23 protein-coding genes and 2 pseudogenes are annotated in these 20,626 nt (G+C 61.9%); 14 read left to right on the forward strand and 11 right to left on the reverse strand.

What is annotated here, in order from left to right:
• Both ACOQFS_RS11560 and ACOQFS_RS11565 read left to right on the forward strand, forming a co-directional pair.
• Positions 1 to 116 (forward strand): annotated as a pseudogene (locus ACOQFS_RS11560) (IS5/IS1182 family transposase); the annotation flags it as partial.
• A gap of 94 nt (positions 117 to 210) precedes the next feature.
• Positions 211 to 891 carry a tyrosine-type recombinase/integrase gene (locus ACOQFS_RS11565; RefSeq protein WP_421563032.1) on the forward strand — a complete coding sequence of 227 codons (681 nt, stop codon included), beginning with the start codon at positions 211 to 213 and terminating at the stop codon, positions 889 to 891.
• A 28-nt stretch (positions 892 to 919) separates the two neighbouring features.
• Here ACOQFS_RS11565 and ACOQFS_RS11570 read toward each other — a convergent pair whose 3' ends face one another.
• Genes ACOQFS_RS11570 through ACOQFS_RS11585 form a run of 4 tightly spaced genes read right to left on the reverse strand, consistent with a single transcriptional unit; the run spans position 920 to position 2,434 of the window.
• Entirely contained in the window at positions 920 to 1,354 is a 435-nt protein-coding gene (locus ACOQFS_RS11570) for an EamA family transporter (protein WP_421563024.1), read from the reverse strand.
• Positions 1,355 to 1,363: 9 nt separating this feature from the next.
• The gene (locus ACOQFS_RS11575) at positions 1,364 to 1,681 is read right to left on the reverse strand and encodes a DUF190 domain-containing protein (RefSeq protein WP_421563025.1); all 318 of its coding nucleotides are present in this window, start codon (positions 1,679 to 1,681) and stop codon (positions 1,364 to 1,366) included.
• A gap of 9 nt (positions 1,682 to 1,690) precedes the next feature.
• The gene (gene crcB / locus ACOQFS_RS11580; RefSeq protein ID WP_421563026.1) at positions 1,691 to 2,077 is read right to left on the reverse strand and encodes a fluoride efflux transporter CrcB; all 387 of its coding nucleotides are present in this window, start codon (positions 2,075 to 2,077) and stop codon (positions 1,691 to 1,693) included.
• Positions 2,078 to 2,095: 18 nt separating this feature from the next.
• Complete coding sequence (locus ACOQFS_RS11585; RefSeq protein WP_421563027.1) at positions 2,096 to 2,434, reverse strand: DUF190 domain-containing protein; 339 nt, start codon at positions 2,432 to 2,434, stop codon at positions 2,096 to 2,098.
• Between the two features lie 301 nt (positions 2,435 to 2,735).
• Between ACOQFS_RS11585 and ACOQFS_RS11590 the strand changes: the two genes are divergently transcribed.
• A complete protein-coding gene (locus ACOQFS_RS11590) occupies positions 2,736 to 5,651 on the forward strand; it encodes a Tn3-like element IS1071 family transposase (RefSeq protein WP_003158660.1) in 2,916 nt (971 codons plus the stop codon).
• A 299-nt stretch (positions 5,652 to 5,950) separates the two neighbouring features.
• Here the strand turns inward: ACOQFS_RS11590 and ACOQFS_RS11595 are convergent, their stop codons facing one another.
• The 5 genes from ACOQFS_RS11595 to ACOQFS_RS11615 form a co-directional block, all read right to left on the reverse strand.
• On the reverse strand, positions 5,951 to 6,607 hold the full coding sequence (locus tag ACOQFS_RS11595) for a helix-turn-helix domain-containing protein (RefSeq protein WP_338500186.1): 657 nt from the start codon (positions 6,605 to 6,607) through the stop codon (positions 5,951 to 5,953).
• Positions 6,608 to 6,843: 236 nt separating this feature from the next.
• Complete coding sequence (locus ACOQFS_RS11600; protein WP_421563028.1) at positions 6,844 to 7,941, reverse strand: acyl-CoA dehydrogenase family protein; 1,098 nt, start codon at positions 7,939 to 7,941, stop codon at positions 6,844 to 6,846.
• 8 nt (positions 7,942 to 7,949) lie between these two features.
• On the reverse strand, positions 7,950 to 9,131 hold the full coding sequence (locus ACOQFS_RS11605; protein ID WP_406624583.1) for an acyl-CoA dehydrogenase family protein: 1,182 nt from the start codon (positions 9,129 to 9,131) through the stop codon (positions 7,950 to 7,952).
• 59 nt (positions 9,132 to 9,190) lie between these two features.
• Positions 9,191 to 9,934 (reverse strand): enoyl-CoA hydratase/isomerase family protein, encoded by a 744-nt coding sequence (locus ACOQFS_RS11610; protein WP_421563029.1) that lies wholly within the window; start codon positions 9,932 to 9,934, stop codon positions 9,191 to 9,193.
• Positions 9,935 to 9,965: 31 nt separating this feature from the next.
• On the reverse strand, positions 9,966 to 10,949 hold the full coding sequence (locus tag ACOQFS_RS11615) for a Bug family tripartite tricarboxylate transporter substrate binding protein (protein WP_406624581.1): 984 nt from the start codon (positions 10,947 to 10,949) through the stop codon (positions 9,966 to 9,968).
• Positions 10,950 to 11,142: 193 nt separating this feature from the next.
• Here ACOQFS_RS11615 and ACOQFS_RS11620 point away from each other — a divergent pair, with 193 nt between their 5' ends.
• Complete coding sequence (locus ACOQFS_RS11620; RefSeq protein ID WP_421563030.1) at positions 11,143 to 11,298, forward strand: hypothetical protein; 156 nt, start codon at positions 11,143 to 11,145, stop codon at positions 11,296 to 11,298.
• Between the two features lie 25 nt (positions 11,299 to 11,323).
• On the opposite strand, the gene ACOQFS_RS11625 is transcribed toward ACOQFS_RS11620, so the two are convergent.
• Positions 11,324 to 12,124 (reverse strand): IclR family transcriptional regulator domain-containing protein, encoded by an 801-nt coding sequence (locus tag ACOQFS_RS11625; protein WP_406624579.1) that lies wholly within the window; start codon positions 12,122 to 12,124, stop codon positions 11,324 to 11,326.
• A gap of 120 nt (positions 12,125 to 12,244) precedes the next feature.
• On the opposite strand from ACOQFS_RS11625, the gene ACOQFS_RS11630 reads away from it, so the two are divergent.
• Genes ACOQFS_RS11630 through ACOQFS_RS11665 form a run of 8 tightly spaced genes read left to right on the forward strand, consistent with a single transcriptional unit; the run spans position 12,245 to position 19,519 of the window.
• Positions 12,245 to 13,267 (forward strand): Bug family tripartite tricarboxylate transporter substrate binding protein, encoded by a 1,023-nt coding sequence (locus ACOQFS_RS11630; RefSeq protein ID WP_406624578.1) that lies wholly within the window; start codon positions 12,245 to 12,247, stop codon positions 13,265 to 13,267.
• Positions 13,268 to 13,316: 49 nt separating this feature from the next.
• The gene (locus ACOQFS_RS11635) at positions 13,317 to 14,177 is read left to right on the forward strand and encodes a hypothetical protein (RefSeq protein WP_406624577.1); all 861 of its coding nucleotides are present in this window, start codon (positions 13,317 to 13,319) and stop codon (positions 14,175 to 14,177) included.
• Position 14,178: 1 nt separating this feature from the next.
• Positions 14,179 to 15,603: an aldehyde dehydrogenase family protein gene (locus ACOQFS_RS11640; protein ID WP_421563031.1), complete on the forward strand. Its 1,425-nt coding sequence runs from the start codon at positions 14,179 to 14,181 to the stop codon at positions 15,601 to 15,603.
• A gap of 18 nt (positions 15,604 to 15,621) precedes the next feature.
• Positions 15,622 to 16,887, forward strand: coding sequence for a CaiB/BaiF CoA-transferase family protein (locus tag ACOQFS_RS11645; protein WP_338500205.1), 1,266 nt, complete (start codon positions 15,622 to 15,624; stop codon positions 16,885 to 16,887).
• Positions 16,884 to 17,036 (forward strand): hypothetical protein, encoded by a 153-nt coding sequence (locus tag ACOQFS_RS11650; protein ID WP_338500207.1) that lies wholly within the window; start codon positions 16,884 to 16,886, stop codon positions 17,034 to 17,036. Before ACOQFS_RS11645 ends, ACOQFS_RS11650 begins: the two co-directional genes overlap by 4 nt.
• Entirely contained in the window at positions 17,033 to 17,797 is a 765-nt protein-coding gene (locus tag ACOQFS_RS11655) for an enoyl-CoA hydratase/isomerase family protein (RefSeq protein ID WP_338500209.1), read from the forward strand. The genes ACOQFS_RS11650 and ACOQFS_RS11655 overlap by 4 nt, the downstream gene beginning before the upstream one ends.
• 26 nt (positions 17,798 to 17,823) lie before the next feature.
• Positions 17,824 to 18,573 (forward strand): electron transfer flavoprotein subunit beta/FixA family protein, encoded by a 750-nt coding sequence (locus ACOQFS_RS11660; protein ID WP_338500210.1) that lies wholly within the window; start codon positions 17,824 to 17,826, stop codon positions 18,571 to 18,573.
• Positions 18,574 to 18,586: 13 nt separating this feature from the next.
• A complete protein-coding gene (locus tag ACOQFS_RS11665; RefSeq protein ID WP_338500212.1) occupies positions 18,587 to 19,519 on the forward strand; it encodes an electron transfer flavoprotein subunit alpha/FixB family protein in 933 nt (310 codons plus the stop codon).
• Positions 19,520 to 19,586: 67 nt separating this feature from the next.
• On the opposite strand, the pseudogene ACOQFS_RS11670 reads toward ACOQFS_RS11665, so the two are convergent.
• A pseudogene (locus ACOQFS_RS11670) lies at positions 19,587 to 20,069 on the reverse strand (IS3 family transposase); the annotation flags it as partial.
• On the opposite strand from ACOQFS_RS11670, the gene ACOQFS_RS11675 reads away from it, so the two are divergent.
• Positions 20,059 to 20,265 (forward strand): OB-fold domain-containing protein, encoded by a 207-nt coding sequence (locus ACOQFS_RS11675; RefSeq protein WP_338500214.1) that lies wholly within the window; start codon positions 20,059 to 20,061, stop codon positions 20,263 to 20,265. The pseudogene ACOQFS_RS11670 and the gene ACOQFS_RS11675 overlap by 11 nt on opposite strands.
• A gap of 55 nt (positions 20,266 to 20,320) precedes the next feature.
• Complete coding sequence (locus ACOQFS_RS11680; protein WP_338500216.1) at positions 20,321 to 20,596, forward strand: hypothetical protein; 276 nt, start codon at positions 20,321 to 20,323, stop codon at positions 20,594 to 20,596.
• The last annotated feature ends 30 nt before the right edge of the window (positions 20,597 to 20,626 follow it).

The raw sequence follows: 20,626 nt of genomic DNA on the forward strand, positions 1-20,626 counted from the left end.
AGCTGCTCGTGCGATACGAAAAGCTGGAGCACACCTTTCTCGCTCTCAACCACCTGGCCGCTGCCATCATCGCCTTGCGGAAGATCAGTCTGCCCGTTAATATTATTTACGGATAAATCCTTAGCTCTGCGCCGCCGAAAATCTCTGGCGCGACCAGCCAAGACCAGCAGGTTCCTGCCCCATGAGCACTGGGCGCAAGTACGCGCAACGATTGAGTCCCTTCCCACGGGCACGCCTCGCCTCGCTCTCCAAGCGGCTCGATACCGATGGCTCTTCTCACTCCTCTACATCGGTGGCCTGCGGATTTCGGAGGTCTGCAACAACTCGATGGGCGATTTTTACTGGCGCCGGGGAACTGACGGACGGGAACGCTGGTGGCTGGAGATTTGTGGCAAGGGGGAAAAAACCAGAGTGATCCCCGCGACAGACGAGTTGGTCTCAGAGCTGATGCGCTACCGAAAGTCGAATGACCTGGGACCTCTACCTCGTGAGGGCGATTCCGCCCCACTGCTCCTGCCGTTGATTGGTGGGTCTAAACCTATGGGACGCAGTGCGGTGCATGAGTTAGTCAAGACTATCTTCCGTGAAACCGCAGCCCGCCTGCGCGCGCTAGGTCCTGACCATGAGGCCGCTGCCGCTCATGTGGAGAAGGCCTCCGCCCACTGGATGAGGCATACGGCGGGCACCCATCAGAGCGACAACATGGATATCAAGGCTGTGCGCGACAACTTGGGGCACACAAATATTTCTACCACAAGCATTTATGTGCACTCGGAAGATGATTCACGCCACGACCAGACCACAAAAGCCCACAAGTTAGGGTGGTCTGATTGCGTAGTTCCAGGTGACTTGAGCAGTAGGTCCAGTGAATTGGTCAAGGCAGTCTCCTGAAAAGAACAAGCAGGTTTCAAGCTGTCTATCAACGCTTGAACGCCAGCACAAGGACACCTGTGGCAACCAATGCAATTCCCGACCATTCCCGCAGCGACGGGCGCTCCCCCAGAAACATGACAGCAAAAAGCGCGACAAGAACCAAGCTGAATTTGTCCACTGGTGCGACCTTGGATGCATCGCCGATCTTGAGGGCCCGGAAGTAGCACACCCAGGATGCACCAGTGGCCAAACCCGACAATCCAAGGAAGAGCCAGGTCTTCGGGGACAGGTTCATGGGGTTAGCCCACTTGCCCGTCAGCATCACGAATGCCGACAGCACGACGATGATGATGGCTGTGCGGATGAGCGTGGCCAGGTCCGAGTCCACCCCTTGAATACCTATCTTGGCAAAGATCGCGGTGAGCGCAGCGAATACGGCAGACAACGCTGCCCAATAAAACCAGCCTGTGGAACTTGTCATGCGAGTCTCCTATTGCGTTCCGGTCATGCCGAACTCAATCGGCGTCTTGACATAAAACACGTTGATTTTTTCTTCGCGCAGGCGCTGGAAGTAGCGCTCGGCGTCTGCCGTACTCACGGCCATCGTGACTTCGACGGGCTGGTCCGCCAGATCGAAGAAGTGGGCCGAATGCACGCGGCCGTCGTGGCCCACGCCCTCGCTGGCGGCAATTAGCGTGGCCCCGTTGATGCCCATGTCGCGCGCGGTCTCCACAAGCCATTCGGCCAGCGGCTTCCAACCGTGCCTGCGGTCCTGCTGGGTAAAGAATGTCAGTTGATAGCCTTGCATGCAGTGCTCCTAGGCAAGTGGTTGGAAAGTGGCAATGGTGGCCAGGCCCAGCAAGGTCATGGCCAGCGAGCCCAGCACGTGGGCAGATACGGCAGCACCAGCCCACAACCAACGGCTTTGCTGAATCAGTGCGGTGACTTCTGCGGAGAACGTCGAGAATGTGGTCAGCCCGCCGAGGAACCCGGTGATGATCATCAGCCGCCACTCCGCCGACAGGCCCGTGTGCTGCCCAAAAAATGCAAGCGCGATGCCCATGAGGTACCCACCCAGCAGGTTCGCCAGCCAGGTGCCCGGTGGAATGAGCGGGAAAAGCGCATTGAACGCTATCCCCAAGCCCCAGCGCAACACCGCCCCCAGCGAAGCGCCCATCGAAATCGCCAACAGCGAGCGGATCATGGCTTTGCCACCGGGTTGTTAGAGAGCCAACACGCACTGGAACAGCACGGCATGTACATGGCGCAATTCCTGCGCGTGCTCTTTCGCAAAGTGCCGCAGTCGGTCTTCGGCATCGATCAGCTCCATGCACAGGGGGTGGTGCGCCGGTGTGGATTCGATGTGGTGGTGGGTGAGCTTTTTGCCAGGCAGATAGCCCGAGTGCACGTTGTGCACGATCGCTTGGTGAATGCCTGCCTGGCGCGCCGCTTTCAGAAGGTGGTGACTGAGCGCGGGGGCGGACAGGTGGTGCCAAAAGCGCGTGGGCTTGGCGCGGGCTGACTGGGGGAAATACAAGCGCAGTGCGGTCATGTTCTGCATGGAAGGGCCTCAGAGTTCTCGGGATTCGGTGTTGGCGCGTTCACGCTCAGCCTTGCGATAAGCGGGCAGTTCACCCAGCTTGATGCCCTCAGGGGCGTGGCGGTGCTTGGCGTGTCCCACCCTTTGTGAGCGGTAGATGCCCGTATGGCCTGAAAAGGGGTCTCCTCGTTTTCAGTGCAATAAGTGACGGTACGCAAAGCTAGCACTGGCGCGGGGGTGGTCTGGGTAGACCGTTGATTTCATTGACTTTCCTGTTCGCTTTGTAAACGGGTATGGTGGCCTCCCACTTTTGAGGTTCACGATGCAGGGTTGGCACACAACGTTTTTGGGGATGCGTGGGCTCCCCCGCGATATCAGCGACTTCGAGATGAAGGCATTTTTCACCTTCGATGGTGCCGAGCGCGACGCAATCAATGCACGCCGAGGTGATTCCCACAAGCTTGGTCTGGCGCTCCATATTGGTTTCCTGCGCATGAGTGGGCGTTTGCTCGGTGCCTTTCGGGTAATTCCAGTAGCCTTGTGGCGCCACCTTGGCAACGAGCTTGGCATTGCAGCACCAGAAGTCGCCTCGCTGAGAGCCATGTATGAACGCGGGCGCACGCTATTCGATCACCAACAAGTAGCCTGCACGGTCCTTGGATTCCAGTGGATGAGCGAGCACCAGCGCCGCTCACTGGTACGTGAACTGCGCGACGAAGTGGCGCGCTGCGCCGACCGCGATCAGCTACTCGTGCGGGCGCGTCAATGGCTGTACAAGAACAAGCTGGTGATCGTGCACGAGCGGGCAATTCGGACACTGATTGCGGCGGCACTTGCCCAGCTTGAAGTTGAAACAGGCACCGCCATCGCCGCCAGCGTTGATCCAGCAACACTTGATCGCTGGCGAGCCTCAGTTTCAGAGCTGCGCCCAGATGGACAAACCCAGCAGAGTTGGCTATGGGCTGCACCGGCGAAACACTCAACCCGCCAAATCAGCGAGGTACTGGAGCGCATCGACCTGCTTTACACGCTGGACGTTCATAAGCACCTGGCAGACATCCCCGATCTCATCTTGCGCCGCTACGCGCGCCGACTTGTCTCCAGGCCGCCCTCAGCCGGAGCCAAGATCAAAGAGCCAGCGCGCACCGTGGAGGTCGCATGCTTTCTTCGGTATTGCCTGTTCACCACCACAGACCAGTTGATCCTTATGGTGCAGCGCCGGATCGCCGATCTGTGGCGTCAGGCTGCCGCCGATGTCCCCGCTACCGTCAATTGGGCCGCAATGTACAAAACGCTGCTCGGCGAACTTGTTGCCTTGAGCGCGCAAGGTGCGGTGCCAGATGCTGAGTTGCGTGCCCGTCTTGAAGCCTTGATCACCGAAACCCAGAAACGCAAACCACCGAGCAGGGCCTCCCTGGTCCGCGAGGGATTGATTGATGGAATTCGCCCCGTGCGGTCGTTGCTCGTCGCCATTGCAAAGCTGCCCTGGCAGGCCACCGGCGAGCATCCTGCCATCGAGTACCTTGCCAAGCTGCAAGCTTTATATCTCAAAGGATCCAGAAAGCTGCCAGTTGAAGTGGTGGCACCAAGTCTGGGAATGATCTGGCAGGTTTCGATCTCCAGCCCAGACCGGGAACGGGCGTTTCAGGCGTTGGAGGTGGCCACCCTGTTTGCCCTGCGCCGCGCGGTGCGCAATGGCTCGGTCTGGATTGAGCACAGCCTGAGCTTTCGGGGTCGTGCGCGCTTGTTCTTCACGGACGAGCGTTGGCAGGCAGAGTCCAAGAAACACTATGCCCGTCTATCGTTACCCAGCAAGGCTGCCACTTTCTTGAAGCCTTTGCTGGCCAGAGTAACTGCCGGTGTCGATGCGGTGGCCGCTGCAGCCCGCAGTGGCGTACTGCGCGTGGATGATGAACTCCATTTGTCGCCATTGCCCGCAGAGGACGAAGACCCAGAAGTGACCAAGCTGCGCGCGGCTTTGGATCACCGCATCGGTGAGGTTCAATTGCCGGAAGTGATTCTGGCCGTTGACGCCCAGGTGCGCTTTAGCTGGATCATGCTCGGACGTGAGCCGCGCTCTACCGACGAGCTGCTGATGGTCTATGCCGGCATCATGGCCCACGGCACCAGTCTGACTGCGGTCGAATGCGCGCGCATGATTCCGCAATTGTCTGCCACCAGCATTCGCCAGGCCATGCGCTGGGCGCGGGACGAACGGCGTCTGAGCCAGGCCTGCCAGGCTGTGCTGGAATTCATGCAGCGACACCCGATTGCCGCCACCTGGGGGCGGTCCGATTTGGCATCTTCTGACATGATGACCATGGAGACCACCAAACGGGTGTGGCAAGCCCGGCTTGATCCTCGGCGCAACACACCTTCCATTGGAATCTACTCCCATGTAAAAGACCGGTGGGGCATCTTCCATGCGCAGCCCTTTGTGCTCAATGAGCGCCAGGCGGGCGTGGCCATTGAAGGTGTCATCCGCCAAGAAAAGCTGGAGACCAGCCAGCTTGCTGTGGATACCCATGGCTACACCGACTTTGCCATGTCACATGCCCGTTTGCTTGGTTTTGATCTTTGCCCGCGGTTGAAGGAACTCAAACAGCGCCACCTCTTTGTGCCACGCGGCACCAAAGTGCCCGCAGAAATCGCTGCGGTGTGCGAAGCCAATGTCGACGTCGCTTTGATCGAAAAGCATTGGGATAGTCTGGTGCACCTGGCAGCCTCGGTCATGAGCGGACATGCCAGTGCGGTGGCAGCTCTTGCGCGGTTCGGTTCTGCCGCCCAGGGCGATCCAATCTATGAGGCTGGCGTGCAATTGGGGCGGTTGCTGCGTACGGCGTTTTTGGCTGACTACTTTGTCAAGGACGCTTTCAGGAACGAGTTGCGCCGGGTGCTCAATCGGGGCGAGGCTGTTAACGCCCTCAAGCGCGCCATTTATACCGGCCGGATCAGCCCGGCGCAGGCCAAACGTGTCGATGAAATGCAGGCTGTGGCCGATGCGTTGAGCCTGATGGCCAACATCGTGATGGCGTGGAATACCTCACAGATGCAGGCGGTCCTGGATCGCTGGTCGAACCGCCGCCAGGTCATTCCACCGGAACTGATCGGGAAGATTGCGCCCACCAGGCTGGAGAGCATCAACTTGCGGGGTGTGTTTCGCTTCCCGGTTGACCGCTATGCTGACCAAATCCTGCCTTCGCGGCCAAATGCATCGATAACTGGCACCAATGGATGAAACCGACCACGGTTTGACGCCACGAATCGCAGATTTGAAAGTGAACAGGAAAGTCAATGAAATCAACGATCTACCAACACCACCTCCGCGCCAGTGCTAGCTTTTCGTACCGTCACTTATTGCACTGAAAACGAGGAGACCCCAACCGCGCTCGACTGCACTCGACGCTGGCCTACGTCAGCCCGATGCAGTTCGAGCAGGACTGGCTTGCCAACCAATCGAGGCAAGCCAATTCATGAGCTCGGCTATGAGGGTACGGATTCCAAGGGCAAGGTCAATTCATCTCAACACATTCGCGCTCATATCGGACCGATATCGAGAATCTGCCCAATCCGACGAGCTTCCTCATGCAGACGCGCGACGGATTCTTGGAGTCCTAATTCGTCAAAGAACTCCTCCGATGCGGCAGAAACACCTAGCGCGAGCGTACGCCCCAGCGCACTGGGCACTCTAACTGCCAGCGAGGTTTGGACTCCATTCGGGTATTTAAAAATCGCGAAAGTCTCCTGCGCAGGCAAGGTCAGCGCCTGGGCCAGTGCGCTTTCTGCGGGCAGTAAGCTCCCAACGCGCAAATTCGCCACATGCAGCCGCCTGCGCTCCGCAGGCGCGAGGGCTCGTGCAATGATCAGAACACCGCTATCGCAGGATTCGCCGATATTTGAGGTGCCAGAGCATGCATCGGCCAGGGATTGCACGGTTGTTTGTACCGTTTCCGAAATTCCTGAACTCTCCAAAGCTGCAAAACCAATCTCCAGCACCTTGCTTGTCAATCGCCATTGGTTCTCATGTCTAGCCACATAGCCCTCTTCCTCCAGGGTGAGGAGGAATCGGAGGACCGTTGCATGGGGAAGAGCTGTTTCCTTACATAGCTCCGAGAGCGATGGACGCACGTGACCCCGGAAGGCCCTTAGCAAGGCAAGGCACCGTTGGATAGACCGATTAGTTTTCATCAACATGAGAGAAAAATGCTGTCGTGGGTAGCAGAGATTCTAGGAATCGCACACAACGCCAGCGCCCCGAGCTCGGGGAAGGCAAGCGTTGGCATCCGTGGAGGTTAGGCGCACGCCCTCCTTGCGGGGGCTGCACGGCCCCTCAACTTACCTGATTCAGCATCGCGGATTGAGGTCTTGCGACAGCAATTCCCCGCCCGGTCTATCACACATTGCTCGCTCGTCGATCCCGAGCCGTCGTTTCACCGGCAGGCAGCGGACATTTGGCCCAGATGGTAGGCGGTGTCGCCAAAGGTCATCTCGAGCTGTGTCAGGCGCTTGAAATAGTGGCTCACCACGCACTCATCCGTCATGCCGATGCCGCCATGCAATTGAATCCCCTGCTGGCCAACGAAGCGCATGGCGCAGCCCAGTTGGTACTTGGCGCGCGAAGCTGCCAAATGCCGCTCGGCGGGTGCATCGTTGAGCTTCAAGGTGGCCAGATAGCTCATGGATCGCGCCAGTTCGAGCTGCGTCTTCATATCGGCCACCCGGTGCCGCAGCGCCTGAAAGCTGGCCAATGGCACGCCGAACTGCTTGCGCACGTTGAGGTATTCCAGGACTTCGGCGAGCATCGCCTCCATCACGCCGACGCCTTCCGCGCACGTGCACGCTATCCCCAGATCCACGGTGGCCTGCAGCGTCGCATCCCCCTCCTGGGTAATGAGGTGCGCCTTGGCGCCATTCAGCGAAAGATGGGCGACGCGGGCGCCATCCAGCGTCCTGTAGCTGCCCAAGGCAACACCGGGGTCGTTCCGATCGACCCAGAAAAGCGCCAGGCCTTGCGCCGTGGTGGCGGGGACGATGAAGGCATCCGCTTCGTCCCCCGCTGCCACCAGGGACTTCTGCCCCTGCAAAGACCAATGCGATCCTGCCTCGCCAGGCGTGGCGGTGGTCGTGCAGGCGGAAAGCTCGTATCTCGCGCCAGGTTCCTGGTAGGCCAGAGCGACGAGGCTGGCGCCTGATGCGACGCTTTCCCGCCAGGCAGGCGCCTCCTGCGCCCTGGATCGGGCCAGTATCCAACTGGCCAGGAATGCCTGCATCAAGGGCTCCAGCACGATGCCGCGCCCCAGTTCCTCCATCACGACCATCATCTCGACCGGCCCCAACCCTAGCCCTCCGTCTTCTTCTCCCAAAAGAAGCGCGGGAAGTCCGAGCGCCGTCAGTTCGGCATAGGCCTCTTTGGAGAAGCCGCTCGATTTTTCGATCTGCCGCCGCCGCTCGAACGTATAGCTGCGCCGCACCCAGGTGCCGACGGCCTCGCGCAATTGATCCTGTTCGGATGAGAAATCAAAGTCCATGACTGTTCCTAACCCAGCAAGGCCTGGGCGATGATGTTGCGTTGAATTTCGTTGGATCCGCCGTAGATGGTCGTCTTGCGCAGGTTGAAGTACGTTCTGGCCAGCGGCGCATGGGTGCGGTCGCCATCGGGATAGCTCCCAGCCCAATCGATATCCAGCGCTTCCTCGATGAAGGGCAGAGAAGAAGGGCCTGCTGCCAGCATCATGAGTTCGCTGTACCTTTGCTGGATTTCACTGCCCCGGATCTTGAGCAGGCCGGCGATGTCCAGCGCCTTCTTGCCGGATCTTTCCGCGGAGAGGACGCGTAGCACCAGGATTTCCAGCGCCTGTATGTCCACCTCCAGTTTCGCGATTTCATCGCGGAACCGGATATCGGCCAGAAGATTCTGCTGTCTTGCGATGCGCTTGAGCCGCCCCAGTTCGCGCTTTGCCCTGGCCACCTCGGCAATGTTCGAACGCTCATGCGCAAGCAGATGCTTGGCATAGGTCCAGCCGCTGTTTTCCTCGCCGACCAGGTTTTCCACCGGGACTTCGACATTGTCGAACCAGACCTCATTGACCTCGTAGTCGCCATCCAGCAATTGGATGGGGCGCACGGTCACCCCAGGCGATTTCATGTCGATGAGCAGGAAGCTGATGCCACTTTGCGGCTTGCCATCGAATTTCGTGCGAACCAGACAGAAAATCCAGTCGCCGTACTGGGCCAGAGTGGTCCAGATTTTTTGTCCATTGACGACGTAAACGTCGCCCTTGCGCTCGGCCTTGGTTTTCAGCGACGCGAGATCCGAACCGGAGCCCGGCTCGCTGTATCCCTGGCTCCACCACACCTCGCCCGAGGCAATTCCCGGCAGAAACCGGTCCTGCTGCGCTCGGTTGCCGAAAGTCATGATCACGGGAGCCACCATGACCGGGCCGTAGGGAATCAGGCGGGGCGCGCCTGCCAGGGCGCATTCCTCTTCGAACAGGTGGCGCTCGATGATGCTCCAGCCCGGGCCGCCAAACTCCTCGGGCCAGCGGTAGGTCAGCCAACCCTTCTTGCCAAGGATCTTGTGCCAGCCTTGCATTTCCTCCCGGGAAAGGCGCCATCCGTTGTGCACCTTCTCGGCCGTCGAGGCCGGCAGGTTTTCCCGGATCCACAGCCGGACTTCCTCGCGGAATTTTTCCTCTTGTGCGGTGTATTCGAGATCCATTGCTTAAATTCCAATCATGGTGGTTGTTTTCACGAATCGGCCAGGGTGAATCCCGGGTTTCAACGCCGCCCCGATTTGTTGAGGAATGACTTGAAGATGGCCTGCGTGGCTTCGCTGTTGATCAATGCGGCGAAATTGCGCACCTCGTCATCCAGCGCGGCCTGAACCGCGGCTTTGTCGTCCCGCGCCAGCATTCTCTTGGTGGCGCGCAGCGATGTGCCCGGAAGCCGGCTCAGGTTATTCGCCGTCGCGCGCGCCATGTCGAGGGCCTGCCCCTGGGGCGCGGCGGCAGTCAGAAGACCGGCGGCGAAAGCCTCGTCGCAGTCGAAGAAGCGGGCGCTCATAAGCCAGTCGCGGGCCTTTCTCGGCCCTACCACACGTTCCAGCAGATGGCTCGATGCGCCTTCGGGGCACAGTCCGAGTTCCACGAACGGCATCCGGAACCTAGCGCCCTGGCCGGCATAGACAAAGTCGCAATGCAGGAGCATGGTCGTTCCAATGCCCACGGCAAAGCCCTCAACGGCGGCGATGACGGGAATCTCGATGCTGGCCAGCTTGCGCAGGAATACCACGGCGGGGGAATCCCCTTCCCCGCGCTTCTCCTGAAAATCCCCTATGTCTGCGCCGACGGTGAAATTGCCGCCTTCGCCATGGATGATGACCGCATTGCATTCCGCGTTTTTCTGTATCTCGTCCAATGCGTCCGCCAGCTGGAAATACATGGCGCGGCTGAGGGCATTGCGTTTCTCCGGGCGGGAAATCCGCAACTCCAGCACCCCGTTTGCAAATTCGCTCTGAATCATTGAATTCTCCGGTTGATCCGTACGCGGACGGCTATCCGATGGAAATGCGGGCGGACTTGATGAGCTTGCTCCATTTATCCGTTTCCGCCGCGATGAAGCGCGTGAATGCCTCGGGCCCGGCGCCAGAGACGATGCCGCCCATCTCCTCCAGCTTTGCCGATATTTCCGGCATGGCGAGGATGGCGCTCAGTTCGCTGTGGAATCTTTCGATGATGGGCTTGGGCGTGCCGGAGCGCAGCATGGCGCCGAACCATCCCGTGATCGCATAGTCGGGCAGCCCCGCCTCCACCATGGTCGGAACCTCGGGAAGCATGGGCGAACGCGTGGAACTGGTGACGGCCAGCGCGCGCAACTTGCCCGTCTTGATGAGTTGGAGAGCGGAAGGCAGGTTGTCGAACATCATGGGCACGTGGCCGGCCATGGTGTCGCTGAGACCCGGCGCGCTGCCTTTGTATGCGACGTGGGACAAGCGCATCTTGGCCTTCGCCGCGAACAGTTCCCCGGCCAGATGCAGCGACGTGCCGGCACCCGGCGTCGCATAGCTCAGGGCCCCGTCCTGGCGGGAACTATAGGCAATCAGTTCCTGCACCGATTTGACCGGCAGCGCCGGGTTGATCACCAGCACATTGGGCACCTCCAGGAGCAGGGTCACCGGCGCCAGATCCTTGATCGGATCGTAGGGAAGATTGCCATACAGCGAGGGGTTGACCGAGATGGGGCCAATGTTCCCCATGAGCAGGGTGTAGCCATTGGCCGGCTGTTTCGCCACGTAGTCCGTGCCGATGTTGCCACCCGCACCGGGCTTGTTCTCGACCACGATCGGCTGCCCGAGGCGCTCGCCGAGCTTCACGGCGATGACCCGGGCCAGCATGTCGGTGGTGCCGCCCGGCGGATAGGGCACCACCCACTTGATCGGAGCGTTTGGCCAGGATTGGGTGCGCCCGGCGAGAGGATGAAACGCCGCCAGGCAAAGAGCCGAGCGGAGCATGAGGCGTCGCGAAGCAAGATGCGTCATATGTCTCCAGAGGGATGATTGATGTTCACTAAATGAACATATACTTCATTCAGTGAAAATAATCATATCCGTCGGTCTTGATCTGTCAAGCACGGTTGGCGCAGCGCTGCCCCTGCGCCCGCTAGTGCGGCGAGGTGCCGGGCGGCCGGAAGGCCGAGGTGTTCGTGGGGTTTCTTGAAGGAAATGGCCGCGCATGGGCTTGCGCATGAGCGATGCCCATGCCATCGACGGCTGCCTGCGGGCAGCGGGATCCAGCGGCGGCGAATCCCTGATGGATGCTTCAATAAAGATAGCTTCTGGCGCTTGTATTCATTGGGTATTCAGACAAAAACCATCTGAAACCCTTTGATGAAGCGCGCGAGAAGCTATATTTTTCAGAGCGCCTTCAGCCGTGCGGCGACTTCCTGCATGTGATCCAGATAGCGCGATTGCATCTCGTGCGGCGCCGTGTAGCGCGGGCTGACGGTCACACTCAGCGCAAGCTGCGCCGCGAAGCCCTTGATCCTGACGGGCACCGCGATTCCCACCAGATCCAGCTCCACCTCCTGGTTGACGACGGCGAAACCGTCTTCGCGCACCTTGGCGAGAATGCCGCGTAGCGTGTCCTCGTCCGTCACGGTGTGCTGCGTGATCCGGGGGCGGGGCGCCTGCGCGAAGTATTCGTCCAATTCAGTCGCGCCCAAGTGGGCGAGCAGCACCCTGCCCAGCGACGTGCAGTGCGCCGGCAAACGGCTACCCATGCCCAACGAGCGCTGCATCAGCCGGCGGCTTTGCGAGCGCACCAGGTAGACCACGTCGCTCCAGTTGAGCATGGCCAGCGCGCAGTTGGTGTGCACCGCATCGCCGAGCTCGTCCAACAGGGGCTGGGCGCGCTGCACCAGGTCGATGGACGAGAAGTAAGCGTGGCCCAGGTTCAGTACGTTCGCGTCCAGCCGGAACTTGCCGCCTTCGCGCCGCACGAGATCCAGGCATTCCAGCGTGTGAATGCAGCGGCGAACGACCGCGCGGTCCAGCCCGGTGCGCCGCGCGATCTCCGCGCCGGACGACGGGCTCTTTCTTTCCGAGAACGCGAGCAGCACCTGCAATCCCCGGGCAAGCGAGAGCATGAAGTCGGGATCACCCCGATGCTGTTGCGCTACGTGCTCCATGTTGTTGAGGGCTGCGGAGTCTGCCATCGCTGGATCGTGTTCACTGAGTGCGTGCGATGTTCGCACAAATTCGTCCAAAGCCCTGCGCCACGCCTTCCCTTGCTGTCCAAGAATGACTTCATTCCATACCGTAAAAAGGAGACATGTATGCGGATCCATGCTGACAGTACTTTCCTCCAGCGTCGGGGGCTAGGGAAGATGGCCCTGGCGTCGTTCGCTATGGGCATGCTGGGCACTTCGCCCGGCGTGCAGGCGCAGGGCGAGGCCATCTGGCCCGACAGGGCCATCACGCTGGTGCTGGGCTATCCACCGGGTGGCATCAACGACGTGATCGCCCGCAAGCTCGCCGCAGAGATGCAGGCGGATCTGAAGGTGCCGGTGATCGTGGACAACCGCGCGGGCGCGAATGGCTCCATCGCCGCGAACTACGTAGCCAAGGCCCGGCCCGATGGCTACACGGTCATGTTCGGGGCGATCGGGCAGGTCAGCGTCAACCGGTTCCTACTTCAGAAGATGCCCTATGCGCCAGAGGATCTCATCGCCGTGGGCAAAGTGGCCGATGGCGCCAACGTGCTGGTAGTGAACGCGGACAAAGCTCGGAGCTACTCCAACGTCTCTAGGCTCATCGAAGAAGCCAAACGCAAGCCGGGACAGTTGAACTACGGATCGTTCGGCACGGGCTCATCGTCGCACCTATCCGCGGCGCTGTTCGCACAACAGGCGGGCATCCAAGTCACCCATGTGCCCTACAAGGGCAGCGCTCCGGCAATGACGGACCTGTTAGGCGGCAATCTGGATTTCATGTTCGACAGCATCAACACGGCACTGCCGCATATCAAGACTGGCAGGATCGTGCCCCTGGCCGTGACCAAGGCACAGCGCGCCCCTGCACTGCCGAACGTGCCCACGTTCGTGGAAAGCGGACTGCCCAATTTCGAGGTGGCATCCTGGTTCGGACTACATCTGCCCAAAGGCACGCCCAGCTCCATCGTCCACCAACTGAATGCTACCCTGCGCAAGGTGCAGGCGAAACCCGATTTCGTCGAGTATTTCAAAGCGCAGAACATCGACATCACCCCCAGCACACCCCAGGAATACGCCGACTTCATTGCGCGCGAAGACCGGCGCTGGGGTTCCCTGATCAAGGAACTCGGTATCCAGATCGACTGAGCCCCACGCGCGTGGGAATCTTTTTTTGCCTTTTCAGAAAGTCTGCCTCATGCTTGATTACGTAGACCGCATCCTGGTTGCCGTGCGTTCGCTGGACGCCGCGGAAAGCAACTACGCCAACATCCTCGCCGCACGCAGGGTCGAAGATTTCGACAGCCCGTGGCTGAACGCCCGCGTGCGCCGCATGCAGCTGGGCGCCACGCAGGTCGAGCTGTGCGAGCCGCGCGGCGAGGGCGTCGTGCAAAAGCACCTGGAGCAATGGGGCGAGGGGCTGATGTACGGCGGCGTCTCCACGCCGGATCTGGAGGCCTTCACCCGGTATCTGGCGGTCCATCAGGTGCGGTTTACGGCGGCCGATGGTCGCCTGTACCTCGAACCATCGGATCTGCACAACATGCCGCTGGTGGTCAGCACCACCGCGCGGAATGCGCGCGGCGAGGGGCCGATCGAGTTTCTCTACGAGCTGACGATGGTGCTCGACTCGCCCTGGCAGGACGTGGCCGCGCGCTACGCGGACGGCCTGGGCTTGCAGCCCGAGCGCAACGTGGGCATCACCTTCGAGCGCTTCGGCTACGTGGGCACGCTGATGATGTTCGACCCGGATCGCCTGGATCGCATCGAGCTTTCCGAGGCGCACGACCCGGCGTTCGCCATGGGCCGCTTCTCGGCCAAGCGCGGCGATGCGCTGTATATGTGCTACGTGCAGACTGACGATTTGGCCGACGTCATCGCGCGGCTCGACAAGCACGGGCAGCGCTACACGCGCCGCACTCAGACGCCCGTGGAGCGCGACGGCCTGTGGATCCACCCCAGCGCGCTCAATGGCGTGCTGCTCGGGGTGTCGCGCCATTCGTTGGCGTGGCAATGGTCGGGCCGCCCCGATCGCGTGCAAGCACTGGAGGAACAATGAAATGACCCATCTCTACGACCGCCAATACATCGCCGGCGCCTGGTGCGCCACGCAGGGCAAGGAATTCGTCGAGGTGTTCGACCCCAACACGGGCGCGCTGGCCGCCAGGGTCGGCGTGGGGCACGAGGACGATGCGCGGCGCGCGGCGCAGGCCGCCCGCGCGGCCTTCGCGGGTTGGAGCACGGCGCCCTTGGCCGAGCGTGTGCGCGTCGTCCAGCAATGGGCCCAGGCGCTGGCAGCCCGCAAGGACGCGCTGGTGCGTGCGATCGCGGCCGAAGTGGGCACGCCACTGAAGATTTCGCAGATCGTCCAGGTGGAGTCTCCGCTGCGCAACATCGGCAATTTCGTGGACGTCGTGCAGTCGCTGGCGTGGGAGACGACGGTGGGCAACTCGCGCATCGTGCGCGAGCCGTTCGGCGTGGTCGCCTGCATCACGCCCTGGAACTTTCCGCTGCACCAGATCGTGCTCAAGCTCGCGCCCGCCCTGCTCACGGGCAACACCGTGGTGCTCAAGCCGAGCGAGCTGACGCCGCAGACCACGCAGCTGATCTGCGAAGCGCTGCACGAGGCGGGCTTTCCCGACGGCGTCGTGAACGTGGTGAACGGCACGGGCCCCACCGTGGGCGCGCCGCTGGCGGCCAGCGAAGCCGTGGACATGGTGAGCTTCACCGGCTCGACGCAGGCCGGCAAGGCCGTGGCCGCGCTGGCGGCGCAGACCGTCAAGAAAGTGGCCACCGAGCTGGGCGGCAAGTCGCCCAGCGTGGTGCTGCCCGGCGCTGACCTGGCGCGCGCCGTGAAGGCGACGGTGGGTGCTTGCATGCTCAACAATGGCCAGACCTGCAGCGCGTTGACGCGCCTGCTGGTTCCGGCCGATCTGGCGCAGCAAGCCTGTGCGTTGGCGGCGCAGGAAATCGCCAAGCTGACAGTGGGCAGCAGCCTGTCCGAAGGCAGCCGTATCGGGCCGCTGATTTCGCAGCGCCAGCAAGCCAGCGTCCAGGCGCTGCTGCAGCAAGGCGAGCGGCAGGGCGCCCGGCCCGTTGCCGAGGCCAGCGCCGTGCCGGAACAAGGCTTTTTTGTCGCGCCCCAGGCATACGCGGTCGACGAAGACAACGCGCTGGCGCGCCAGGAGATCTTCGGGCCGGTGCTGAGCATCCTCACCTATTCGGACGTAGACGATGCCGTGCGCCTTGCCAACGCCACGGCCTATGGACTGGCCGCCGCAGTCTGGGGCGAGGAACAGCAGGCCATGGCCGTGGCACGCCGCATCCAGGCTGGGCAGGTAGACATCAACGGCGCGCGCTTCAATGCGCTGGCTCCTTTCGGCGGCTACAAGCAAAGCGGGGTCGGCCGCGAGGGCGGCCTCTTCGGTGTGGAGGAGTTCCTTCAAGTCAAGTCCATCCAGATCAACCTGCCCAATGGGAACTGAAAGGTAGGAGCCGAACCAATGAAACCGCAAGCCTTGGGAAACATCCGGGTACTGGACTTGACGCGCGTGCTGGCCGGGCCCTGGTGCACGCAGACGCTGGCCGACATGGGCGCCGATGTCATCAAGATAGAACACCCGGCGCGTGGCGACGACACCCGACATTGGGGGCCGCCGTACTTTCGCACGACAGACGGGCGCGAAACCCGCGACGCGACTTACTTCGCCTCCGCTAATCGCAACAAACGCTCGGTGGGCGTGGATATTGCCAGCCCCGAAGGCGCGGACCTTATCCGTGCTCTGGCCGTGCAGTGCGACGTGTTCGTCGAGAACTTCAAGGTCGGCGATCTGGCGCGCTACGGGCTCGACTACGAGAGCATCCGCGCCGTCAATCCCGCCATTGTGTACTGCTCTATCACCGGCTATGGCCAGACGGGTCCCTATGCCGACCGCCCCGGCTATGACTTCGTCTTCCAGGCCGAAGGTGGCCTGATGAGCATCACCGGCGAGCGTGACGATCTACCGGGCGGCGGGCCACAGAAGGTGGGCATCGCAATGGCCGATCTGACCACCGGGCTGTATGCAAGCATCGCCATCCTCGCGGCGCTGAACCACCGCAACGCGACGGGCGACGGGCAATATATCGATATGGCGTTGCTCGATTGCGTGACGGCGCTGGCCTCCAACCAGGGGGCATTCCACCTCGTCAACGGCCTGGACCCCCGCCGCTGGGGCAATGCACATCCGACGTTGGTTCCATATCAGGTTTTCGACACCTCTGACGGAAAGATCGTGATCGCCGTGGGCAACGATGAGCAATGGCGGCGCTTTTGCCAGGCCCTGGGCAGTCAGGAACTGGAGGCGGACCCCGCCTATGCCCGCATGTCCGGCCGTATCCAGAACCGCGAAGCCCTGCTGCCGCGTGTGCAGGCCATCATGGCAAAGCTTCCGTGCGAGCACTGGCTCAAGGAGTTTTCGGAACGCGGCGTGCCCAACGGCCGCATCAACAGCTACCGCGAAACATTTCAGCACCCCCAGGTCATTCATCGCCAGCTGGCGGTCGACATCGGCAGCGACAACGGCGAAGGCTATGTGCGCGGCATCGCTAACCCAATCAAGTTCAGCGCCACGCCCGTGCAATACAAGCGCGCGCCCAGTGCCCTGGGCCACCACACGCGGGAAGTGCTGGAGCAGGTGCTCGGGCTCGACGCCCTGGGTATCGAGGAGCTGCAATCCAGGGGTGTCATTAGTGCCGTAGCGCAGGCCCCGAAACAGGAAGCGGCATGATGCATTCCGAATGGAGGCAGGCCATACTCGCGGCGATGCAGTGGTTGGTCATTGGCATGGGCTATCCACTGCTGCTGCATGTCGAGGTTGCGTATGCGATGGCGCAGCGACGGCAAGCGGCGGCCACGCGCGCGGAGTACGCAGGATGACGCAGCTCGCCCATCGGATCGACGTGCGCTCCATCGGGCGGGTGCGCGTCATCACGCTGGACCGCGCGGCCAAGCGCAATGCGCTGGACGAAGCCGCAGTGCAGGCCCTGGAGAGGGCATGGCGAGATTTCGCGGCATCCCACGACTGCGTGGCGGTATTGCGCGCCAGGGGGCCGGTGTTCACGGCTGGGCTCGACATGAATGCCGTGCCGGCCCAGTTCTGGCGCGCCATTCCCGAGCTCGGTGTGCCGGTGGGCAAGCCGGTCATCGCCGTGGTGGACGGCCCCGTCATCGCGGCGGGGGTGTCGCTGCTCACCTTCTGCGATCTTTGCATCGCGACCGATCGCAGCACCTTTGTCTACCCCGAGGCGCGGATGGGCAACGCGGCGGGCTTGGTGGCGTCGATCATCCCGCGCATGCCGCACAAGATCGCCATGGAGCTAATGCTGCTTGGCCGTCCCGTATCGGCGCAGCGCGCCTATGAAGTGGGCTTCGTCAACCGCCTGTGCGCGCCCGGCGAGGAAATGACGGTGGCCATGGAGATGGCGCACGACATGGCGGACTCATCGCCTACGGTCATGCGCTTTCTCAAGCGCCTGGCGCAGGAGACGCTGGCGCGCAGCCCCGTGGAGGCCATGGCCTGCACGCAAATGCTGGCGCAGGACGTGGCTTGCAGTACGGATGCTGCGGAAGGCGCTGCGGCGCGGCGCGAGCGCAGGGCTGCACGTTTTCCGGGGTTTTCTCGAGGGTCGGCGCGTTAAGCACTTTTTCAATCACAGGAGCCGAAATGAAAATCCTCGTACCCGTTAAGCGCGTGGTGGACTACAACGTCAAAGTCCGCGTCAAGAGCGATGGCACCGGCGTGGACATTGCCAACGTCAAGATGAGCATGAACCCCTTCGACGAGATCGCTGTCGAAGAAGCGGTGCGGCTGAAGGAAAAGGGCATCGTGACCGAAGTCATCGCCGTCTCGTGCGGTGACGCCAAGTGCCAGGAAACCCTGCGCACCGCGATGGCCATCGGTGCTGATCGCGGCATCCTGGTCGAGACCACCGAAGAGCTGCAGCCCCTGGCTGTGGCCAAGCTGCTCAAGGCGCTGGTCGACAAGGAACAGCCCCAGTTGATCATCCTGGGCAAGCAAGCCATCGATGACGACGCCAACCAGACGGGCCAGATGCTGGCTGCCCTGGCCGACCTGCCCCAAGCCACCTTCGCCTCGAAGGTCGAGCTCGCGGCCGACAAGGTCACCGTCGCACGCGAAGTCGACGGCGGCATGGAAACCCTGACGCTCACGCTGCCCGCGGTCATCACGACCGACCTGCGCCTGAACGAGCCGCGCTACGTGACGCTGCCCAACATCATGAAGGCCAAGAAGAAGCAGCTGGACACCTTCAAGCCCGAAGACCTGGGCGTGGACGTCAAGCCCCGCCTGAAGACCCTCAAGGTCAGCGAGCCCCCGAAGCGTGGCGCCGGCATCAAGGTGCCTGACGTCGCCACCCTGGTGGACAAGCTCAAGAACGAAGCCAAAGTGATCTGAGGAAGAAACGAACATGACCGCACTCGTCATTGCCGAACACGACCACGCCAGCATCAAGCCGGCCACCCTCAACACCGTGACCGCCGCGCTGGCTTGCGGTGGCGACGTCCACATCCTCGTGGCCGGTGCCAACGCCGCAGAAGCTGCCAAGGCCGCTGCGCAGATCGCCGGCGTGTCCAAGGTGATCGCTGCTGACAGCGCATCGCTGGCTGAGAACCTCGCCGAGAACGTCGCTGCCCAAGTGCTCGCGATCGCAGCGAACTACAGCCACATCCTGTTCCCCTCGACCGCCAACGGCAAGAACGTCGCACCGCGCGTGGCCGCCAAGCTGGACGTGGCGCAGATCAGCGACATCACGAAGGTCGACAGCCCGGACACGTTCGAGCGCCCGATCTACGCCGGCAACGCCATTGCCACCGTGCAGAGCACCGACGCCATCAAGGTGATCACCGTGCGCACGACCGGCTTCGATGCAGCAGCCGCCACCGGTGGCAGCGCTACCGTTGAAACCGCTGAAGGCGTCGCAGACAGCGGCAAGAGCAGCTTCGTCGGCCGTGAAGTCACGAAGAGCGAACGCCCCGAACTCACCGCAGCCAAGATCATCGTCTCGGGCGGCCGTGCCCTGGGCAGCGCAGAGAAGTTCACCGAAGTGATGGCGCCGCTGGCCGACAAGCTCAACGCAGGCCTCGGCGCCAGCCGCGCAGCAGTGGACGCAGGCTACGCCCCGAACGACTGGCAAGTGGGCCAGACCGGCAAGATCGTTGCACCGCAGCTGTACATCGCCGCAGGCATCTCGGGCGCCATCCAGCACTTGGCCGGCATGAAGGACTCGAAGGTCATCGTCGCGCTCAACAAGGACGAAGAAGCCCCGATCTTCAGCGTGGCCGACTACGGCCTCGTGGGCGACCTGTTCACTGCTGTGCCGAGACTGGTCGAGATCTTGTGATAGGCCTGAGTTGTTGACGCCGACCGGAAAGTGAGCCAGTGGGGATACGGCTAAAAACTTGGACTGTTTATGCCATGAGCCCCAAGCTTCGTCGGTAGTCAAGAGGGCTGCGCGCGCCCAAGGACATCTTGATCCGCTTCTCGTTGTACCAGTGGCTGTAGGAGTCCAAGGCCTGGGTGAACTGGTTAACGGTCGTTGATTGCCAGTTGCCAGGATAGAACCATTCGGTCTTCAATCGACCGAAGAAGCCCTCGCAGGCCGCATTGTCGGGCGAACAGCCTTTGCGGGACATCGAACGCGTCAGCTCGGCATCCGCGATACGTGCCAGCCATCCCGGCCATCGATAGTGGGCACCGCGATCCGAATGCACAACAGGCCGGTTGCTGCTGATGTCGATCGTCTCGATAGCGGCATCCAGCATCGTGTTCACGAGCTGCGCGTCCGGGCGCATGCCGATCGTCCGACTGACCACCTTGCCATCGAAGCAGTCGATCACAGGCGACCGATACACCTTGCCTGCCGGAATGTCGAACTCCGAGATGTCGGTGACCGTCGTCACCCGCGCGCCCTCCGATTCGTTTCGCGCACTGGCGCCCTACACCCTCCTGCTGGTCGACCTCGACGAGGGCACGCGGGTCATGGCCCACGGCACGCCCGGCTTGGCCATCGGCGACCGGGTGTCAGCACACGCCGAGCACCTGGCCGGCATGGACCTCATCATTTTTCATCGGAGTTCCGACCCATGATCGACTACCCACGCTGCGCGATTGGCGATTCCCTGTCGTCGAGCACACCTACACCGTGGACGACACGATGCGCTATGCGCTCGCGCTCGGCCTGGGAAGCGATCCGACCGACGCAAATCAACTCCAGTTCGTGGACGACGTGCTGCCGGGCCTGCCGCTGGCTACGCCCACGATGGCGGTGGTGCTCGGCTTCCCGGGCTCCTGGATGAACGATCCAGCCACCGGCATCGACTTCTCGAAAATCGTGCACGGCGACGAGTTGATCGAGATATACCGACCGCTACGGGGTCTCCTCGTTTTCAGTGCAATAAGTGACGGTACGCAAAGCTAGCACTGGCGCGGGGGTGGTCTGGGTAGACCG

Origin of the sequence: Paracidovorax sp. MALMAid1276, assembly GCF_049198005.1 — a bacterium.
Taxonomy (GTDB): Bacteria; Pseudomonadota; Gammaproteobacteria; order Burkholderiales; family Burkholderiaceae_C; genus Acidovorax.

Excerpts from the sequence above, each read along its gene's own strand:
- ACOQFS_RS11570 (WP_421563024.1), bottom strand. The coding sequence starts at position 1,354 with ATGACAAGTTCCACAGGCTGGTTTTATTGGGCAGCGTTGTCTGCCGTA.
- ACOQFS_RS11575 (WP_421563025.1), bottom strand. The coding sequence starts at position 1,681 with ATGCAAGGCTATCAACTGACATTCTTTACCCAGCAGGACCGCAGGCAC.
- crcB (WP_421563026.1), bottom strand. The coding sequence starts at position 2,077 with ATGATCCGCTCGCTGTTGGCGATTTCGATGGGCGCTTCGCTGGGGGCG.
- ACOQFS_RS11585 (WP_421563027.1), bottom strand. The coding sequence starts at position 2,434 with ATGCAGAACATGACCGCACTGCGCTTGTATTTCCCCCAGTCAGCCCGC.
- ACOQFS_RS11590 (WP_003158660.1), top strand. The coding sequence starts at position 2,736 with ATGCAGGGTTGGCACACAACGTTTTTGGGGATGCGTGGGCTCCCCCGC.
- ACOQFS_RS11595 (WP_338500186.1), bottom strand. The coding sequence starts at position 6,607 with ATGTTGATGAAAACTAATCGGTCTATCCAACGGTGCCTTGCCTTGCTA.
- ACOQFS_RS11600 (WP_421563028.1), bottom strand. The coding sequence starts at position 7,941 with ATGGACTTTGATTTCTCATCCGAACAGGATCAATTGCGCGAGGCCGTC.
- ACOQFS_RS11605 (WP_406624583.1), bottom strand. The coding sequence starts at position 9,131 with ATGGATCTCGAATACACCGCACAAGAGGAAAAATTCCGCGAGGAAGTC.
- ACOQFS_RS11610 (WP_421563029.1), bottom strand. The coding sequence starts at position 9,934 with ATGATTCAGAGCGAATTTGCAAACGGGGTGCTGGAGTTGCGGATTTCC.
- ACOQFS_RS11615 (WP_406624581.1), bottom strand. The coding sequence starts at position 10,949 with ATGACGCATCTTGCTTCGCGACGCCTCATGCTCCGCTCGGCTCTTTGC.
- ACOQFS_RS11620 (WP_421563030.1), top strand. The coding sequence starts at position 11,143 with ATGGGCTTGCGCATGAGCGATGCCCATGCCATCGACGGCTGCCTGCGG.
- ACOQFS_RS11625 (WP_406624579.1), bottom strand. The coding sequence starts at position 12,124 with ATGGCAGACTCCGCAGCCCTCAACAACATGGAGCACGTAGCGCAACAG.
- ACOQFS_RS11630 (WP_406624578.1), top strand. The coding sequence starts at position 12,245 with ATGCGGATCCATGCTGACAGTACTTTCCTCCAGCGTCGGGGGCTAGGG.
- ACOQFS_RS11635 (WP_406624577.1), top strand. The coding sequence starts at position 13,317 with ATGCTTGATTACGTAGACCGCATCCTGGTTGCCGTGCGTTCGCTGGAC.
- ACOQFS_RS11640 (WP_421563031.1), top strand. The coding sequence starts at position 14,179 with ATGACCCATCTCTACGACCGCCAATACATCGCCGGCGCCTGGTGCGCC.
- ACOQFS_RS11645 (WP_338500205.1), top strand. The coding sequence starts at position 15,622 with ATGAAACCGCAAGCCTTGGGAAACATCCGGGTACTGGACTTGACGCGC.
- ACOQFS_RS11650 (WP_338500207.1), top strand. The coding sequence starts at position 16,884 with ATGATGCATTCCGAATGGAGGCAGGCCATACTCGCGGCGATGCAGTGG.
- ACOQFS_RS11655 (WP_338500209.1), top strand. The coding sequence starts at position 17,033 with ATGACGCAGCTCGCCCATCGGATCGACGTGCGCTCCATCGGGCGGGTG.
- ACOQFS_RS11660 (WP_338500210.1), top strand. The coding sequence starts at position 17,824 with ATGAAAATCCTCGTACCCGTTAAGCGCGTGGTGGACTACAACGTCAAA.
- ACOQFS_RS11665 (WP_338500212.1), top strand. The coding sequence starts at position 18,587 with ATGACCGCACTCGTCATTGCCGAACACGACCACGCCAGCATCAAGCCG.
- ACOQFS_RS11675 (WP_338500214.1), top strand. The coding sequence starts at position 20,059 with ATGTCGGTGACCGTCGTCACCCGCGCGCCCTCCGATTCGTTTCGCGCA.